17 protein-coding genes are annotated in these 19,051 nt (G+C 44.3%); 4 read left to right on the top strand and 13 right to left on the bottom strand.

Going from position 1 to position 19,051, the window contains the following annotated elements:
• Positions 1–161 precede the first annotated feature (161 nt).
• A complete protein-coding gene (locus tag K339_RS0116460; protein ID WP_028524577.1) occupies positions 162–563 on the top strand; it encodes a Dabb family protein in 402 nt (133 codons plus the stop codon).
• Between the two features lie 69 nt (positions 564–632).
• Here the strand turns inward: K339_RS0116460 and epsC are convergent, their stop codons facing one another.
• Positions 633–1,460, bottom strand: a complete 828-nt coding sequence (gene epsC / locus K339_RS0116455) for a serine O-acetyltransferase EpsC (protein ID WP_028524576.1) — start codon at positions 1,458–1,460, stop codon at positions 633–635.
• A 240-nt stretch (positions 1,461–1,700) separates the two neighbouring features.
• On the opposite strand from epsC, the gene K339_RS0116450 reads away from it, so the two are divergent.
• Entirely contained in the window at positions 1,701–2,705 is a 1,005-nt protein-coding gene (locus K339_RS0116450; RefSeq protein ID WP_051398054.1) for an FAD:protein FMN transferase, read from the top strand.
• On the opposite strand, the gene K339_RS0116445 is transcribed toward K339_RS0116450, so the two are convergent.
• Positions 2,693–3,604 (bottom strand): helix-turn-helix domain-containing protein, encoded by a 912-nt coding sequence (locus tag K339_RS0116445; protein ID WP_028524574.1) that lies wholly within the window; start codon positions 3,602–3,604, stop codon positions 2,693–2,695. The two genes, K339_RS0116450 and K339_RS0116445, sit on opposite strands and share 13 nt — an antisense overlap.
• A 17-nt stretch (positions 3,605–3,621) precedes the next feature.
• On the opposite strand from K339_RS0116445, the gene K339_RS0116440 reads away from it, so the two are divergent.
• Both K339_RS0116440 and K339_RS0116435 read left to right on the top strand, forming a co-directional pair.
• Positions 3,622–4,188 (top strand): Crp/Fnr family transcriptional regulator, encoded by a 567-nt coding sequence (locus K339_RS0116440; protein WP_028524573.1) that lies wholly within the window; start codon positions 3,622–3,624, stop codon positions 4,186–4,188.
• A 71-nt stretch (positions 4,189–4,259) separates the two neighbouring features.
• Entirely contained in the window at positions 4,260–5,450 is a 1,191-nt protein-coding gene (locus K339_RS0116435; RefSeq protein WP_037300814.1) for an MFS transporter, read from the top strand.
• Positions 5,451–5,456: 6 nt separating this feature from the next.
• Here K339_RS0116435 and K339_RS0116430 read toward each other — a convergent pair whose 3' ends face one another.
• The 11 genes from K339_RS0116430 to K339_RS0116380 form a co-directional block, all read right to left on the bottom strand.
• Positions 5,457–5,756, bottom strand: coding sequence for an AtuA-related protein (locus K339_RS0116430; RefSeq protein WP_028524571.1), 300 nt, complete (start codon positions 5,754–5,756; stop codon positions 5,457–5,459).
• A gap of 2 nt (positions 5,757–5,758) precedes the next feature.
• Positions 5,759–7,111, bottom strand: a complete 1,353-nt coding sequence (locus K339_RS0116425) for an acyclic terpene utilization AtuA family protein (RefSeq protein ID WP_028524570.1) — start codon at positions 7,109–7,111, stop codon at positions 5,759–5,761.
• A 39-nt stretch (positions 7,112–7,150) separates the two neighbouring features.
• On the bottom strand, positions 7,151–7,753 hold the full coding sequence (locus K339_RS0116420) for a transposase (protein ID WP_037300810.1): 603 nt from the start codon (positions 7,751–7,753) through the stop codon (positions 7,151–7,153).
• A 2-nt stretch (positions 7,754–7,755) separates the two neighbouring features.
• Positions 7,756–9,051 carry a CitMHS family transporter gene (locus tag K339_RS0116415; protein ID WP_028524568.1) on the bottom strand — a complete coding sequence of 432 codons (1,296 nt, stop codon included), beginning with the start codon at positions 9,049–9,051 and terminating at the stop codon, positions 7,756–7,758.
• Between the two features lie 263 nt (positions 9,052–9,314).
• Positions 9,315–10,940 (bottom strand): sulfatase family protein, encoded by a 1,626-nt coding sequence (locus K339_RS0116410; RefSeq protein ID WP_028524567.1) that lies wholly within the window; start codon positions 10,938–10,940, stop codon positions 9,315–9,317.
• Positions 10,941–10,952: 12 nt separating this feature from the next.
• A complete protein-coding gene (locus K339_RS0116405) occupies positions 10,953–11,981 on the bottom strand; it encodes an alpha/beta hydrolase (protein ID WP_028524566.1) in 1,029 nt (342 codons plus the stop codon).
• An 81-nt stretch (positions 11,982–12,062) separates the two neighbouring features.
• Positions 12,063–13,070, bottom strand: coding sequence for a sugar phosphate isomerase/epimerase family protein (locus tag K339_RS0116400; protein WP_028524565.1), 1,008 nt, complete (start codon positions 13,068–13,070; stop codon positions 12,063–12,065).
• A gap of 88 nt (positions 13,071–13,158) precedes the next feature.
• Entirely contained in the window at positions 13,159–14,349 is a 1,191-nt protein-coding gene (locus K339_RS0116395; protein WP_028524564.1) for an esterase, read from the bottom strand.
• Positions 14,350–14,441: 92 nt separating this feature from the next.
• On the bottom strand, positions 14,442–16,049 hold the full coding sequence (locus tag K339_RS0116390) for a carboxylesterase/lipase family protein (protein WP_028524563.1): 1,608 nt from the start codon (positions 16,047–16,049) through the stop codon (positions 14,442–14,444).
• Positions 16,050–16,084: 35 nt separating this feature from the next.
• On the bottom strand, positions 16,085–17,440 hold the full coding sequence (locus K339_RS0116385) for an amidohydrolase family protein (protein WP_028524562.1): 1,356 nt from the start codon (positions 17,438–17,440) through the stop codon (positions 16,085–16,087).
• Positions 17,441–17,472: 32 nt separating this feature from the next.
• On the bottom strand, positions 17,473–18,993 hold the full coding sequence (locus K339_RS0116380) for a carboxylesterase/lipase family protein (RefSeq protein ID WP_028524561.1): 1,521 nt from the start codon (positions 18,991–18,993) through the stop codon (positions 17,473–17,475).
• Positions 18,994–19,051 lie beyond the last annotated feature (58 nt).

Genomic DNA, 19,051 nt, shown 5'->3' with positions numbered 1-19,051 from the left:
ATAAGATGGATTTTTACAGAAAGAATAGCTTTTAACCTTCATAATTTTGCAAAATAATGCACAGAAGAACTTTTTCTCGCATTAGCCTATAATGAAAATGTACAGAATTGTTGCCCTCAAATCAATTAAAATAGAGCAATGATTCATAAAAAAAGACCAAGATGAAGTTGTTAAAAAGACGTTCGATGTTAAAAAAAGCGATAGCGGCCTCTACGGCTTCAGTTGTGGGACTGTCGGCTGAAGCGGCCAAAGACAAAAAAGTGTTTGTTCACCACGTGTATTTTTGGTTGAAAAACCCCGCAAGCGAAGCCGACCGCGCCAAGTTAATCGAAGGATTGACGGCGTTGGCAAAAGTACCAACCATCAGAATGCACAACATCGGTTTGCCTGCAACGACCAACCGTAGCGTGATTGAGCGCAGCTATGCCGTGTCTTGGTTGTGCTTTTTTGACAATTTGGAAGAGGAAGAAGTTTACCAAAAACATCCCATTCACCTCAAGTTTGTAGAAGATTACTCGCACCTTTGGGAGAAAGTAATTGTGTACGATTCGGTGCAGGTGTAGTACAAATAGGAAAGATTTTCAAAGGGAACATGACTTTTTTGCCATGTTCCCTTTTTCGTTTTATAGCACCTAAAATACCGTTTGACGAATTTTTACTTCGCTTTGGTGATAAACCTGCGAATACGGTTGCACGCTCGCCGTTACCCAGGCGTTTCCGCCGATGATGGAATCATTACCTATCACGGTTTTTCCGCCTAAAATAGTGGCATTGGCATAAATGACCACGTTATCTTCAATGGTTGGGTGTCGCTTGGTTTCTGCCAATGATTTTGATACACTCAAAGCACCCAGCGTTACCCCCTGATATACTTTTACGTTGTTCCCAATTTCGGTTGTTTCGCCAATGACTACTCCCGTGCCGTGGTCGATAAAAAAAGATTTTCCAATGGATGCTTTGGGGTGGATGTCAATGCCCGTCAAACCATGAGCGTATTCGGTCAACATACGGGGCAGTAGTGGAACATCCAAATCAACCATCGCGTGCGCTAAACGATAAACTGCAATGGCATAAAAACCTGGATAAACCGCAATCACTTCCTCAATGCCGATGGAGGCGGGGTCGTTGTCAGATATAGCCTGTGCATCCAGCAGGAGATTTTCGTAAATGTCAGGAAGCTGCTCCATAAACTGCTCCGTTACCGCTGCATGATTCGTTTCAAGGTTGCCGTTTAGCGGTTCTAACAAACACAAAAGCCGTTGCTGAAGGTTGGTGTAAGCATCAGGTAAATTGGTGGCTGAACGCGAACAATCTTGGGTGATTGGAAATAAAAACCGCATCATTTCTTCGACAAACTTCCCAACTTCGTTGCGGGAGGGCAAACGATACTGATAGCGGGTGTTTTGCTCGGAGAGACGATCAAAAAAGGCACTTGACAACGTTTGCTGGGTTGAGGTCATGACATTGAATTGAGTGATAAAAAAAAGGCCCTTCCGTGGTGGAAAGGGCGGCTTTATGGTTGATTCGCTTTGGTCAAAATATTCCCTCTCCATCGCTTAACGAAAGATACAGCAACAACATACTAAAAGGGTAGCCGTTTTCATTGGAATAATTTTTATACTTGAGATACCAAAAACCGTGCAAAAAGGTTCAATCTTTGGAAGTTTTTCAATATTTTAAAATAATAAATTGATTTTTTCGTGATTCGCATCGTTTCCTTATTTGTTCCTTCGTTATGGATTATTCTAGCATTGTGCGCTTTTGATGTCAATTCGCAAGAAGTAGCACCTCTCCGCCGATATGCCTACGCCCGAAATGCCATGGGTTCGGAGTTTAATCTGGTTTTTTATGCTCCAAGCGATTCGCTTGCAAAAGTAGCCTCCGACAGTGCCTTTGCGAGGATTCAATTGCTCAATAACCTATTAAGTGATTACCTAGATGGCAGCGAAGTAAACCGTCTTTCTGAAACCGCAGGAACGGGGCAACGTTTTTATGCCAGTGCTATTTTGTTTGATATTTTAGAGAAATCAAAGTCCCTGAGTGCCAAAACCAATGGCGCATTTGACGTTACGGTGGGGCCAATCGTTCAGCTTTGGCGAAGGGCGATTCGGCGCAACTATTTTCCCGATAAGTCCCAACTCAAAGAAGCACGCGATGCCGTTGGCTATCGGTTTGTTCGGCTTCGAGCCGAAGACCGCTCGGTAGTGCTAAAACGTAAAAAAATGCGGATAGATTTTGGGGCAATTGGAAAAGGGTACGCGGCCGATGATGTGTTGAAGGTGCTTAAATCGTTTGGAATTGACCGAGCCTTTTTGGACGCAGGAGGGGACTTGGCCATTGGCGATGCCCCGCCAGAGAAGGAGGGTTGGCGGATTGAGGTGAGTTCGGGAGGAGGAGATACTACCGCCACGCACATACTGACCCTGAAAAATTGTGGGGTAGCCACTTCGGGGAGCACGTATCGGCATTTTGATTACAAAGGTGTTCGGTATTCGCACATTGTGAGTCCTTATACAGGGGTAGGTTTAACCACGCATACACGCACAACGGTGATAACTCAAAATGGCACAGATGCCGACGCCTTGGCTACTGCTTTTAGTGTGTTGGGTATCAAAAAAAGCCAAAAAGTAGCCAAGCGACTAAAGGGCGTGGAAGTGTGGCTTTTGGAACAAAATGCCAGTAAAAAAGCTCACTACAAATATTGAGTTTGTCGGTATTCTTTTGGGGTTTTTCCTGTTTCTGCCTTGAAAAATCGACTAAAGTCGCTGGGGTCGAGTTTCCCAATTTTAAAGGCAATGTCGGCAATGGAAAGGTTACTCTGTTTTAGTAAAACTTTGGCTTCCAACACGCGCATTTCATCCAGCAAATCGTGGGCGCTTTTTCCCGTGACAGCTTTCACACATTTGTGGAGGTGATTGGGGGAGACAGACAACAACTCGGCGTATTCGGATACGGTATGTTTTTCGTAAATGTGCTGAGAAAGTGCTGCTTTGAAACGTTCCGTCATCCGAACGGCAGCGTTGCCAATGGGTTTTTCTAGGGGGTGAACAAATTGGTTTACCTCCGTAAATAAGGTGAATAGATAGGAGGCAATCAAACAAAATTGTTCTTCGGAAATCACTTGGTTAATTTGCAGGAGTCGTTCAAAGATTTGCAAGATAGCTAGGTGACGCTCTTGGCTAAGTTTAACTATTGGAGAACCCGCTAATTGAAGGAAAGAAAAGGTTTGTAATGTTTCTGATTTCCAGGGCGATATGCTAAAAATGTCGCTACTAAAATGACAATAAAAACCCTCGGCATCGTCGCTGATTTCATCCAAAGTTGTGATTTGAAAAGCGGGTAAAAAAAAGAACGAACCTGCCTTAATCTCGTATTTAGTAAGTGCTTTTCGGCGGGTAATGCTACCTTTGGTTAAGAAAACAAAAAACGTAACCGAGCGTCGATGAGGAGCTTGAGGAATGATGAGGTGCTTTTTATAATCTTCTAACCGAATGACGTGGAACTGATTAAAAAATGGTCGCTGCGTGTTTTTCCATACCAAGGTATCAAACACATAGTCATCGAATTCGGCGGGTTTAAGGAGTGGAATTTGGGTCGTTTTCATACAAATTTTAACAAACTATGAATGAACTATTCGCTTTTTTTGCGTCATTTCAAGAACTAAGTTCAACCGAAAAGAAAGCACTCGCACCACTTTGTTCGGAATTGAAACTAAAAAAAAACGAAGAGTTGCAGCCCATAGGGCATACATGTCGTAACATCTACTTTATTAAAAAGGGAGTAGCCCGCATTTACTACTACAAAGATGGAGTTGATATAACCGAATCTTTTTCGTTTGAGGGGAGTGTTATTGTAAGAGTAGAAAGTTTGTTTTTAGGAGTTCCTTCCCAAAAAGCTATTCAAGTACTCGAAGAGTCCGAAATTGTTGCCATCCATGCTCCAGGGTTATTTCGTTTGTATGATACTTTCCCACTGATTGAACGCCTATTTCGTAAAATTTTTGAAAAAGGCTACGTTGAAACCGTTCAACGCCTCGAAAGTTTGCAGTTTCATACGGCAGAGGAGCGGTATAAAGCTTTACTGAACGAAAATGCTGATGTATTGCGCCGAATACCTCTTAAATATATTGCTTCTTATTTGGGCATTACGCAAGTGAGTTTAAGTCGAATCCGAGCCGTTTCAAGGTGATTATTTAACAAATGTAAAAGGAATCCTAAAGTAGTACCTAGACTTTTGCAAAAGAAAACTTGCGAAAAAGTATGGTTCAACTTGGGTTAAAAGAAAACTGGAAACAGTTTGCATTGTTGGTGATTATCAATGCGTTTGTGGGTGGAATGATTGGCTTGGAGCGGTCTATTTTGCCACAATTGGCCGAACAAGCATTTGGGATTGCGTCAAAAACAGCGATTCTATCATTTATCATCACCTTTGGCATTACCAAAGCCATTGTCAATTACTTTACGGGCAAACTGGCGAATTTATTGGGGCGAAAAAAGCTCTTGATTATTGGCTGGCTTTTTGCCTTGCCAGTCCCTTTTCTATTGATTTATGCTCCTAATTGGTCGTGGATTGTGACGGCCAATGTGTTGTTAGGTATTAATCAGGGACTGACGTGGAGCACGGCTGTGATGATGAAAATCGACCTTGTAGGCGACAAAAACCGTGGGCTGGCGGTGGGTATCAACGAATTTGCGGGGTACTTATCGGTGGGTGTTGTGGCTTTTTTGACAGGCTACATCGCCAGTCATTACGGAGTGAGGCCATACCCGTTTTATTTGGGAATAGGATTCTCCATCGTAGGGCTGTTATTAAGCGTATTTTTTGTCAAAGATACCTGTCAACATGTTTCTGTTGAGAACAAAGCAAGTGCCATACCCCTTTTGGTAAGCCCATTTTGGGATACGACTCTTCGGCACAATTCGCTGAGTGCAGTCACGCAAGCGGGGCTTGTTAATAACCTAAACGATGGTATGATTTGGGGACTTTTGCCGTTGTTGCTTTTTGCCAAATATTTCACTTCTGCACAAATTGGTATTTTGACGGCGATTTATCCGTCGGTTTGGGGGCTTAGTCAATTGGTTACAGGCCGATTTTCTGATATTTATTCCAAAAAAGGCTTGTTGTTTTGGGGGATGTTGTTGCAGGCTCTGGGGATTATTGGACTCATTTGGGCAAATACTTTTACGCATTTCGCACTGATTGGGACAGCTTTAGGGTTTGGAACAGCCTTGGTTTATCCCACTTTTTTGAGTGCCATTGCTGACTACACCCCTCCCGTCCAACGCGCCGAAAGTTTGGGGACTTTCCGATTTTGGCGCGACATGGGGTATGCCCTTGGGGCATTACTGACGGGGGTAATTGCTGATTATTTTGGGCTAATGATGTCAATCTTTAGCGTTGGAGTCTTAACCGCTCTGTCGGCCTTTGTGGTGTTGTTCCGAATGAAATAAAGAGCATTAAATCTCCATTTCTAACAACGCATAGCTCAATGCTTTTCCGTGGGTATCTACGGCCAGTGAGGTAGTTACGCCTGTTAGTAAGGCGTCTTGACACACAAACAGTAGCGACGAAATATTGGGCAGTTCGTATCGCACAATTTCACCCGAAACGATGTTTTTTAAATGTTCTTTCACCCTTTCTACCGTTACTTCTTTACACAAAAGTTCATAATCTTTCACATCGTATGGAATCAACGAGAGGGTAGAGGTATTGCCTTTGTCGCCTGCACGGCTGTGGGCGATGTCGTATAGCTTCATGGTCAAAATAGAATTACTTCTGGTTTTACTTTCTTTCTATCAATCAAAACCGAAACAATGCCGACGAGTTCGGTGACGTACTTTCTGGCACCACCGCCGCCTGCTGGGCCATTGGTGTAAAGGGCTTCTACTTCTTCGCCGATGATAGCGGCTTTTTGAGCGGTTTCGGCGTTGGCAGCTAGGCGTAATCGCACTTCGTAAGGCTCGATTTGATGGTTAAAATCAGTCCGATGAATGGCCGAAAGACCGACGTAGTCAGTTCGCAAATCGGTAAAATCAGCTTTTAGCCTTTTTTCGAGGGTATCGCCTGCCAACTGTGCCCTTGCGAGGGCATTTTCCCCCGCGTATGAGATTTCGCCTTCCCCCAAAAAACCAGCCTGATAACCCACACTCACTTTGAGCGTTGACGGTTTTTCTTGGCCAGTGCCAGCCCATACTTTGACTTGATTATCAGCAATTTCTTCCAATTGTACCGTCGTAAAATTAGCCGATACATCGGGCGTAAGGTACGCATAAGGGTTGATGACTTCGTACAATAATTGCTCTTTGACCGTTGCCAAATTGACAACGCCACCCGTACCTGCTACTTTGCTAATGATGGCCGAGCCATCCGCAAAAACATCAGCAAAGGGATGACCCAAGGTGTCCATGTTGGTTACTGGTTTGGTGATTGGGTCGGCAAAATATCCGCCTGTTATTTGCCCCGCACATTCTAACAAATGCCCCACGATGGTTCCTTGTCCTAACAAATTGTAGTCGTCGGTTGCCCAGCCAAATTCATGAATCATCGGGGCTAAAAACAACGAAGGGTCGGCTATTCGTCCCGTGATAATGATTTGTGCATCAGACTGTAATGCTTCCAAAATTCCTTCTACGCCCATGTACGCATTGGCAGAAATGAGAGGAGAAGTGCTAAGTGAGGAGTGATTAGAGATGAGCGTGATGGCAAAATCCTCATTATTAAATTTAGAAATCCCATTACTCATTTCTACTAACTTATCGCTCAATTCGTCTCCGATAACGGCGGCTACTTTGACTGAAATGCCTTGTTTACTGGCTATTTCAACGATTTTTTCAGCTCCAGCCACGGGGTTTGTGGCTCCCATATTGGTAATGAGTCGAACGTTGTTTTTGACTAAAATCGGCAACAACCCCTCGATGCGTCGTTCTAAAAACGGGTCATAGCCTTTGGTAGGGTCGGCTAGTTTTCGTTTTTGGGCAAGAGCAATGGTACGTTCGGCCAAACATTCCAACACCAAATAATCTAAATTTCCCTGTTCGGCCAATACGAGGGCGGGTTCCAACCTGTCGCCCGAAAACCCTGCCCCACAGCCGATTCTGATTTTATTTTTCATCGTTATTTATTGTCCGTAGAGCCAAGGCATGCCTTGGCTCTACAATGTATGAAATTTGTCATTGTCCCAATTTTTAGGATTGTTTTCAATATAATCATTGATTCGCTGGTATTCGGCGTCATTTCGGATAATATGATCATGAAATCTGGATTGCCAACCAAATACAACCCCATCATTATCGGTCAACTGTAGCCGATTACAGTGTTTTGTAACGGCGGATTTATAGGAACCAATGATAGATGAAACGGTGTTTTGCCCCTGATTTTGAAACCGTTGTTGGGCGGGCGATTGGATTGGCGGTTGTAGAGACAAGGCATGCCTTGTCTCTACGTTATGGACGTCGTTACCGTTGGGAAACGGTTCATTTTCAGGTTTATCCAAAATTAAAATTCCGTGAATATGATTCGGCATAACCACAAATGCCCCAAATTCAACGTTTTTGGCATGGCTTTTAATCTCGTGCCAAAAAACGTCAGCGAGAATACCGATGCCCGATAATTGCATTTGGCCATTTTCTATTTTCCCAAAGAAATGTTCACGATTTTTGGTACAAATGGTAATGAAATAAGCCCCATTCCACCCATAATCCCACCACGATGCACGAGCAGACGCGATACGGTATTTATGTTGAAATTTCTCCATGATTACCAATGAATTGAACCCGTCAAAAGCGCCATAATCGTCATCACAATCGTAGTGCCCCACGCCCAGAAAAACGTGTGCCGTTGGTGTTCGCCTAAATCCACCTCAGTGAGGCCCACCAGCAAAAAAGTCGAAGCCGTGAGTGGACTGATGGGAAAGCCGACGGTCATTTGACCTAGCAAGGCCGCTCGACCAATTTCGAGTGGGTCAATGCCAAATTGCGTAGCTGTTTGACTTAAAATGGGTACAACTCCAAAATAGTAAGCATCGGGCGTAAACAGAATACTAGCAGGCAGGCTCGTGAGCGCGGTCAGGGTAGGCAGCCAACTGGCGTGCTGCTGCGGAATGAGCGCCACCAATGAATTGGCCATGGCGTCAATCATTTTCGCTCCTGTGAGGATTCCCGAAAAGATGCCAGCGGCAAAAATCATACTCGAAACCAAAAAAATATTGGTACCGTGGCTTTTGATGACCTTTTGTTGGTCTGCGAGTTTGGGGTAATTGACGAGCAGCGCAATCATGCTCGCAATCACAAATAAAACAGGAGCAGGAAGCCATCCTTTGGTCAACGCAATAATGAGTGTGATGGTCAAAATGGCGTTGATAATCAGGAGATTGGGGCGGCGAAGTTGATGCTGTTCTGTGTTTAAATTGTCTTTATGATTGTATTCAAACTCAATGATACCAAGGCGTTTTCTTTCTTTTTGGCCAAAAAAGTAAGCCACAAAAAGTACCCAAACAATACCCGCTACAATGGCTGGAATGTTGGGGTTGAAGATGTGAACCGCATCACTCTTTAACGTAGAAATCGCCCGCGCTGATGTCCCCGACCACGGAACCAAATGCAAGGGGCCGACACTCAGTGCCACGATACTCGCCAAGATTTTTCGGTTGATTTTCAGCCGTTTGTAGATGGGCAAAAACGCCGATAACACAATCATAAACGTAGCCGTACCGTCGCCGTCGAGGTGGACAATCATGGTCAGAATCGCCGTACCCAAGATTACTTTGAGCGGGTCGCCTTTCACCGATTTGATGATAGCCGCAATGACGGGGTCAAAAAGCCCTGCGTCGAGCATGGTGGCAAAGTATAATACTGCAAACATCAATAAAACCCCCGTCGGTGCCACTTGTTTGATACCTGCCAAGGCAAAATCGCCGAGTTCTTTGGGACTAAAACCAGCCAAGAGTCCAAAAACAACGGGCGTAATCACCAAGGCAGTCATCACCGAGAGCCTTTTGGTCATAATTAGCACCAAAAAAACAAGAATTGTAGCAAAGCCGAGGAGGGAAAGCATTGATAATTAGGAGTTTTTAATTAAGTAAATGCGCAAAACAAGATAATACTTTATTGTGCGTAAATTTTGGGGTATTATTAGTTTATACTGCTTCGGAGAAGCGTAACCTTTGTAGAAATAGAAGAGAGCTTGCGTTGTTATGCTTCCGCACAGGCGGCCCTGTCCGAAGCAAAAATTAAAAATAATCTCCTGCTACTACAAATGTTGCGCCTCTACCGAGGCTGCTTTGAATTCCTCAAAAACTTTTGATTAAATACTTCAAATCAACCTCTCTTCAACTGTTTATATTTTTCAATGTACATCTTATCCAGTGCCTCCGAGTCCTTGTATTTGACGCGGAGTGCAGTCAATTTTTTGTGCATTTCTGCCTTTATTTTGGCGTATTTAGGGTCGTTATAGACGTTCTTGAGTTCGTTTTTGTCGTTAGTGCGGTCATACAATTCCCATTCATCAACATCATGATAGAAATGTACTAATTTGTATTTTTCGGTTACAATTCCATAGTGGCGTTTTACCATGTGAATCCCTGGATATTCGTAATAATGATAATAAGCCGCATCCCTGAAATTTTTTCCCTGTCCCTTAAAAATCGGAATCAAACTTTCTCCTTGCATATCGGTAGGAGGTTTTACGCCCGCAGCCTCCAAAAACGTTTGCGCATAGTCAAGATTTTGAACCATTTGCGAGTTTTTTGACCCAGCTTTTATCACGCCAGGCCACTTGATTAACAAAGGTGTTTTGAACGATTCATCAAAAATAAAACGCTTATCAAACCAGCCGTGTTCGCCCAAATAAAACCCTTGGTCGGAGGTATAAATGACGATGGTATTTTCCTCTAACCCATTTTGTTTTAGAAAATCAAGCACTTTTCCAACGCCTTCGTCAACCGATGCAATACAGCCCAAATAATCCTGCATGTAGCGCTGGTACCGCCATTTCATTTTGTCGGTATCGTTCATTTTGGGATAATTCTTTATAAACTCTTCGTTCATTTTGTCGTAAGTGGCATCCCAAACCTTGCGTTGTTCAGCATTCATTCGGCCAACGGTGTAGTCATAATTGCGTTTATCGTAGGGGTGCGATTCCTTGATGCCCAATTTATCCATATTTTCGGGCTTGATTTTAGAATCGCCTGCCCAGTTCATGTGCGTAAGCAGGTTCATTTCGGCTTGCTTAGAGGCACTTCCGCGCCCTTCGTAATTGTCAAAAAGCGTAGCGGGTTCAGGGAATTTTTTGTTGATAAACTCCTTGAAGTGACGTTCCGCAGGCAGCCATTCACGGTGAGGGGCTTTGTGCAAATAGGCCAAGAAAAATGGTTTTTCTTTATCTCGTTCTTTTCCTAACCAGTTGAGAGTCATGTCCGTGATAATGTCTGTGACATAGCCCATGATTTTCTTTTTACCCTCTTTTTTTGTGATAAAGTCGGGGTTGTAATAATCGCCTTGGTCGGGTAAGATTTTGAACTCGTCAAATCCCTTAGGGCTGTTGCCAAAGTGAAGTTTGCCAAACATAGCCGTTTGATAACCATTGGCTTGCAAAATTTGAGGAAAGGTGATGTTGGTGGTGTCAAACGGAAAATTATTATCAATTTTTCCGTTTAAGTGGCTGTGTTTGCCCGTCAAAATCACTGCCCTCGATGGTGCACAAATAGAATTGGTGACGCAAGCATTGCTAAAAAGCATCCCTTCTTTGGCAATACGGTCGATGTTGGGAGTTTGGGTTAAACGGTTACTATAGGCCGAAATTGCCTGATAGGCATGGTCGTCTGACATGATAAAGACGATGTTGGGACGACGACCCGCTTGGGTTTTCTTGGTAGTCTGTTTGAACGAAAACATACCAATAGCAATAACGGCTATGGCAGCGATAGAAATGGTAATTTTTTTCATAAATGACAATGATTAAAACTTCAAATAATCATTAAAAAACGGTAATAAATCATTCAAAACGCGTCCATCGGTAGTCCAGATTTTATTGCCGTGGTCGCCAATATATTCTTCAGAAAAGTGATTGATACCCAAATTCTCTAAACGCTGGCTCAACATCCCGATTTGGATGGGAAAACGGGGAGAATCATTTCGCCCCCAGTCCAGTTTGATAGCGGTCATTTTTCGTAAATTATCGGCATATTTATTGACCATATAAACGGGCATATTGGCCTCCCATTTATCCAAAATCGCTTGATTTACAATCATTTTGTCGCCTTCATAGCTAAACGGAAAGTCGCAATAAAAGGGCGGTTTGTTTGGGTTGGGCGACCACGCACGCGCTACGGCCACCAAAACCTTGGGGTAATAGGTTTTCTTTAGATCTTCTTGCGTTTTTACATTTTGAACCTCTTTAAAAGACGGGCTATTGGGGCCAAATTCTTTGACCATTGCCAACAACCCTGGACTCAACGCATAAATACTGCTAAATACCTCTGGATGCAACATCCCAATTTTGAACGCACCGTAGCCCCCCATCGAATGCCCCGCAATGCCTCGACTCTCGCGAGTGGCAAGGGTGCGGAAGTTTTTGTCCACGTATTCGACGAGTTCTTTGGATTCAAATTCGTCCCAATTTCCTGTCAACGAAGAGTTTGAATAGAAGCTGCCCTCGTAAAGCGTGTAATGGTCAGCCTGTACAAAAATAAAAGGCTTGATTTTATTGCGTTTGATGCCTTCGTCGAGGATGGTCTGCATCTGAGGAAAAATATTGTCTTTCCCCATAAACCCGTGCAAATAATAAATAACGGGATAACGCTGTGTAGAAGCGTCGTAATTGGGCGGGAGATACACCGAAACCTTGCGATTTGGGTCTTCGCCACCCGTGTTTTGCAGGGCTTTGGAGTTGAGAACAAAGCTAACGACTTTACCGACTTGAGCAAAAGCCCCCTGGCTCCCAATGGGGGAAATTACAATTAGGAGTAAAAATAAAAGTTTTTTCATCGGGTTAGTTGGAAAAAATACCCTCCCGAAAGTTCAAAACTTTCGGGAGGGTTGGGTTGGTCGGCATGACAAAAAAATGCCTTAACTCATCAAAATATTCTTGGCAAAAGCTACGCATTTCGCTACTTCTTTGACGGCGTCAGAACCTTCGGGGATTTGGTACTCAAGCTCTACCGAAACGGGGAATTTGTATTTACGGTCGCGAATCATCAACAAAATCTCACGGATAGGTGTGTCGCCCGTACCCCAAACCAAGTTGCCCGCGCCGTGTTCGGGCGTGGTGCGGTCTTTTAAGTGCATGGTCGAAATACGGTCGTGCTTGTTTTCGATGAAGGCCATCAAAGCTTCTTTGGTGTTTTTACCACCCGCCGCCAAGTAGTGCCCACAGTCAAAATTGATTGAATTATAGGGTGATTGCGCCAATGCGTTATCCCACAGGGTATCAGTAGCTTGGGTGTGATTGTGATAACCTACATACACCTTGTTTTTTGCCCCCAAATCACCCAAACGTTGCGTTTGTTTAGGGTCGGTTGGAAGCTCCAATGTTACAGAAGTTGCCCCTAAAACTTTGGCCACTTTCATGCCGTATTCTACCTCGCCATCAGTATTTGTTGGGCTAAAGGCGTTGGGTTTGAAGGCGTAAATCGAAATACCCGCTTTGTCGAATTTCTTACGAACTTCTTTGAATTTATCCATCGAAACCGTACTGCGCCATTCCGCAACTTGTTTGTTGTAGTCGGCCATTTGGGCTTTTTGCTCGTCGGTCAGTTGCGGGCGTTGACCAGGGCGCGCATTACGGAAAAGCTGCGCCATGTCAATCGGCGATTTTGGTTTTCCAGCATATTCTTCCACCGAATCGCCCATCAATTCGATGGCACTGAGGTTGGAATCAATGCAAAACTGAATTAATTTATCGACATCATGCGGCATACTACGGAATGAATAAGTAATGGCGCCAATTTGCACTCCTTTAAACTTAGAGTTGGGTTTGTCGGCCAATGCCCATGCTTTATTGATGTTAAACAGGCCTCCCATCGCAGTGAGAGACGCCATTGCCATAAAATTTCGGCGGGATACTTGTGTATTCATTGGTGATAAGGGTTTGATAAATAATGAGGGTTGGTAAATTACTACTAAAAGAAAGACGCGTCCGTTTTTTCCTGATTTATCATTCCCATTAATTAAATAATTTCGGAGCAAATTGGCTTAAATACACCCGCCAGTTTCTCCAAATGTGCCCACCTTCCGATTCCACATACTCGTATTTCATGCCCATACCATCTAATTTTTTACGGAAATCGACATTGGCTTGGTAAAGAAAATCGGTTTTGCCAATGGCTATCCAATAGAGCTTGGTTCCGTTTTCTTTTTGTACTTTCAAGGTTTCATCAATGTTGCTATACACCTTGGCCGTAGCATCTTCACGCGGCATGATGGCGGCAGAAAACAGACCCACATAGTCGAACGTATTTGGATAATACCTAGAAATGTGCATCGAATGGAAACCGCCCATGGACAGACCCGCAATGGCTCTGCTTTCTTTTTTGGCATTTACGCGGTAGTTTTTTTCTACAAATTTTACAATATCCATAAACGCGCCTTCATACGAACCTTCCATGGTACGCGGAGCCATAAATTGTGGTTTGTAGAAGCCTGTATTTCCCTCGCCTGGGGCAGCATCTTGCGAAGCGTTTCCGTTTGGCATTACCACAATCATTGGTTTGGCTTTACCTTGGGCAATAAGATTATCTATGATTTGTGCCGTGCGTCCGAGGGCAATCCACGCTTCTTCGTCGCCACCCGCGCCGTGCAATAAATAAAGTACGGGGTAATTGGCTTTGCTGCTTTCATAACCTGGCGGGGTGTAAATGGTGAGTCGGCGGTTGATGCCCAAGCCTGGTGAGTCGTACCAGCGTCTGGTTACGCTACCGTGTGGGATGTCGTTTACTTTGTAAAGGTCAGCCTGTGGGCCTCCTACAATAAAAATATTCGTGACAGTTGCTACATCACGGTTTAAGAACGGGTTATTGGGGTCGATGCTACGTAGACCGTCCACCGTAAATGAATACGAATACAATTCAGGAGAGAGGGCATCGGAAGTAAAAGTCCAAACACCTTTCTCATCTTTTTTCATCAATGCAGGTTTTGGGACGTCCACTAAACCAAAACGTGATTTGATTTTCATGGTAGGCAAGAAATCACCTGTTACAAAAACCGAGTCGGCTTTTGGGGCAAAAAAGCGAAACGTAACGGTTTTGTCCGCATTGATTTCGGGCGACTTGAGGTCGGCAGCGTTGAAAAGGGCTTCTTGTGAAAAAGCTAAATGGCTCAATAGTAGGCCAAAAAGTAAAACGATTGATTTTTTCATGTTTTGATAATTAAGTTTAAAAATCACCGCCAGTGAGTTTGAAAACCGTTGACGGTGACGGAACGAATTGAACTTTGATAGGTAAATGAAATTTATTGAGGCGCAACGACCTTCATCAACTCTTCGTCGTGGTGGTACCGAATGCCGCATTTATTGTCGAAAAACATCGTCGTTCCTTTTTCGGCCGTATAAGCATCCCATTTGGGAAGACCTGCGTGGCTTGGGTTGCCCGTTTTGGCGAAATTAATCCACGATTGGCTCATTTTATCGGCTAATACATAAGCGTCTTTGAAACCTCCCGTCATTTCTTCGCAGCGTGCGATGTTGTTGAATACAAACGGAATTTCCATGCAGTGAACAGCCTTGTATTTTCCATCCATCACAGGCGACTGCCACGTGAACATAAACATGTAAACAGGTGCGCCGCCTGTTAAGGCTGACTTTTGCTTGGCTTGCATCACAGCTCCAGGACGAAATGTCACGTCAATGTCCAAAACGGCCGAGGGTTTGGTGTCTTCGGGGAATGCTTTTTTTGCGGCAGCGATGTACGCATCAGCTTTGTCACCATAGGATTTTTTGACCAGTTCCAATACTTGCTCAGGAGTGCTGTTGGCGGGGGCGGCACGGAATGCGGCAAACTCATTTTTAGTTGTGCCAATCAGTAAAGGAATGTTTTTAGAAAGTTCAAAAGCTTCATTTGAGAACAATTGATAGGGGAGAACCTCGCCGTCCACGCTTGGCCCCCAGCTTAGTCCAAATCCAATCACAGGTTTCCCTTCTGCTTTCATTTTATCGGCAATGGTTTTTAAGGCTCTTTTGCCCGCATCGCTCAAGGTTTGGAAAGGTACTTTTTGAACATCATCCACTTTGTCGGCCGAAATGTTGAGTTCCTTTAATACTTCAGCACCAATGGCTTGGGTAGTTTTTTTGTCGAGCATGGCAGCACGGAAAGAACCACTTTGGTTGATGGCTTTGTGGAACAACCCTTTAGCCGATGGCATCGCCATCAGGGTGTTTACTTTAGCACCCCCGCCCGACTGTCCAAAAATAGTGACGTTGTTTGGGTCACCGCCAAAGTTTGCGATGTTTGTTTTTACCCATTCCAGCGCTACTTTCATGTCCAATACGCTCAAATTGGCCGATTGTTTGTATTTATCACCGTAAGCCGACAAATCCAAATACCCCAAGATATTCAGGCGGTGGTTGATAGAAACGATGACTACGTCGCCTTTTTTAGCCAAGCTTTCGCCGTCATAAGAAGGCAATTCTTGTGATGAACCTGCCGTAAAGCCCCCTCCGTGAATCCAAAACAGTACAGGGCGTTTTTTGCCGTCGTTGATACCTGGTGACCAAACGTTGATGCGCATACAGTCTTCACTTGTATAGCCCCAACTGTGGTTAAAAACAAACTCTGGCTCGTCCGTCACCGTAGTAGTGGGATCCATCAGCGGTGCAACGGGGCCGTAGCTCATCGAGCTACGTACATTGCTCCAAGGCTTTGGTTTTTGAGGAGCTTCAAAACGTTTGGCTTCGGCATACGGTATTCCCTTATACGTAAAAATGCCATTGTGGATATAGCCCCGAACTTTACCCGCATCGGTATTGGTGACGGCTACGTTTTCGCCCGTTTGCACTTGGGTAAAAGCACTATTCATGGTGCAGGCGAGCGCAACAGCGCAAGATACAACCAGTTTTTTCATGTGTTAAAAATGTGTTTTGATAGGTGTTTGAATGGTTATTTTTCTAATTTTTTCAAAGTGCTCTGAATCTCCTCTTTGGAGAGCCATTTGCCATTGAGCATTACCCCTTCTACCTCGCCCACAGCGCTTATATCTTTCATTGGATTCGCATTGAGCAAAACCAAATCGGCCACAGCTCCTTTTTTGATGACACCCAAGTTGTCGTTCTTAAAAAACTGTCCAACGTTGTATGTGCCCGTTCTGAGGGCTTCGTAAGGGGTTAGTCCTGCCTCAACCAAGTAAGTTAGCTCGTGTTTGAGCGAAAACCCAGGGACGCTAAAAACCTGGGGCGCATCCGAACCCAACAAGAGTCCAACCCCTTGTTTTTGGCATTCATAGATTACTTTTTTACGGATTTCGTTGTATTTTAATACAGACTCAGGTTTGTATTGAGGACTTTTAAAGGTGTTTTGTTTGGCCGTAGCCCAACTAGCTAACTGCGCTTTACTCATGTATTTCATCTCAGGCGCAGCAAGCATGTCGTCCACCGAGCGTTTGGGCGATTGCCAATGCTCGGCAAGGGTTTGGGTTGGAACGATCCAGATATGGTGTTCACGAATGGCTTGCAGCGCTTTATTGAGTTGGCTTAAATCAGCACGATGTCCAGCAAACATTCCAAAAAGTCCCACTTCGTCTTCGCTAAGGGTATCCAAGCGTGGGATTAAACTTTGAACAATACCGTCTAGGTGGTCAATGGTGGCATAATTGGCCTCAACGGAGCGCCAAAGTCCTACATTAAACGAAACGTGCCCGCCGTAGGTCATGCCCTCTTCATTGGCGGCTTTGATTACTGCTTCAAAATTGCTTTTGGAGAGCCCAGGGTGCATTTTCATAAAATCATACCCTGCCCGTTTTTGGCTTCTTACGCGCTCAATGCCTTCTTCTGGCGTTTTGACACTTGCACCACTGAAAGAAGGCCCTGAAGTGTATAGCCTTGGCCCTAAAATTTCGCCTGTTTGTATTTTTTTGCGTAACTCCAAATGCAGTGGATGCCCCAACATTCCTCGAATGGTTGTGACACCGTTGGCAGCAAAGAGCAACAATACTTCTTTCATTGGCTCAATGTCATCTACGGGCGGAACATGGGCGTGCATTTCGGCCAAGCCAGGCATTAGAAATTTACCCTTGGCATCGATGACCAGTGCGTCTTTTGCGTAAACAACTTTTGTCCCCATTGCAGCAATCTCCCCATTCTTTACCACCACTGTTTGGTTGGCGAGAACGGTTTCAGTATTCATGGGAAGAACCGACACGTTTTTAATGACGATTTCGCGTTGACGAGAATCAACAATTTTTTGGGCGTTTGAGCCCCAAGCCATAAGTAGCGCAAGAAGTGTAAGTAAGTGTTTCATTGTCGTAGTGTTTTTGTACTACCAAAGCTACGCTAATTTGCTTCTAAAAAGTCAAATTCGCGTTTAAACAGTCCTCGCTGCGAATAGGTTTTGCTGTCCAACACAAGAATATTGCCCGTGGCTTTGTCGTAGGTTTTCCATTCGGGAAGTCCTTGGCCATTCGGGTTGCCCGTTTTGGCAAAATTGACCCAATAAGACGACATAATGTGCTCTAAATTTTTATCTTCTGCTTTCCAAGGGCGGTTCCATGTGTGTAACGTATGTAACGCATACGGAACTTCGGAGGTGTGAAAAGCGCCATAATTTGGAAAATTAGGCTTGTCGGGTGGAACGTGGCTGAACTGATACAAATAGGTTGGTTTGTCGGTATAAGTAGCCAATAAGTGCGAAGGCATTGCGGCAAAGCCCAGCAAAGTTTGTTTTTGTTTGATTGCCTTTACTTCGTCATTGGTCGCAGCGGGAAAAATACGCAGGTATTCAGCGGCTTTCTCACCGTATTTGGTTTGCGCTTCTTTTTGATATTCCTCCAAGGTGGTTTTGCTTTCACCTAGAAAACTGCCATCGCCCGTTACCCAGCCTGTAAGTAGTGGTACTTGGTTGTGTTTGCCGTTTTTAAAGTGAGTCAAAATATCTGTGGGCAAGACGTATCTGTCCATTGTTACCCCAAACCGCCCTGCATCTTGGGCGTTGCTCAATTTTTGAAGTTCGTCTGCTGATTTACTGCGCAATTCGGCGAGGGAACTACACTTGGCTTTTTCCATAAATTTAATCCCTTGCTTTTCCGCATCGGTAAGGTTTTGACTCAAACGGTTCGACAGCAACCCGCCACTTTGTGGGATGGCTTTGTGAAATAAGCCTTTGGCCAAGGGGGAAGCAATCAGGGCATTTACACTAAATGCGCCTGCTGATTGGCCTGCAACGGTGACGTTGGCAGGATTTCCTCCAAAATTTGCGATGTTTTGTTGAACCCATTTAAGTGCCGCGATTTGGTCTAGAAACCCATAGTTCCCTGAAGCATGATAGCCCGATTCTTTGGTTAGGTCGGGGTGAGCCATAAAACCCAATACACCCACGCGGTAATTGATGCTGACAAAAACAATGCCTTTCTTAGCCATTTCTTCACCGTTATAAATGTCGCAATTGGCCGAGCCGCTGTTTAAGCCGCCGCCATAAATCCAAACAAAAACGGGTAGTTTTTCTGATTTTGATTTGGCGGGTGTCCACACATTCAGGTACAAACAATCTTCGCTTAACGGCTCAGGTTTGGCAATAAACTCTTCAGACCAACAGTAAAATGGCTGAGGTTTGTTTTGAATCGGACTTGCCGAAAATTCGGTACATTTTTTTACGCCTGTCCAATTTTTTACGGGTTGGGGGGCTTTCCAACGCAAGTCACCGATAGGGGGTGAAGCGAAAGGAACGCTTTTGTATATACGTAAATCTTCTTTCGCATAACCTTCCACTTTACCGTTGATGGTTTGAACGATAAGTTGTCCTCTAAGAATAGAGATGAGTGATAAGTGAAGCGTGATGAATAAAATGAGCTTTTTCATTTTTCGTATAGTTTTTCACTTTGGTAATGAGGACAAGCGGGGTTCTTGATTGGTAAAA

This window comes from Runella limosa DSM 17973 (assembly GCF_000482465.1).
GTDB lineage: Bacteria > Bacteroidota > Bacteroidia > Cytophagales > Spirosomataceae > Runella > Runella limosa.
Note: the sequence above shows the minus strand (reverse complement) of the source record. Positions and strands in the feature narration are given on the sequence as shown.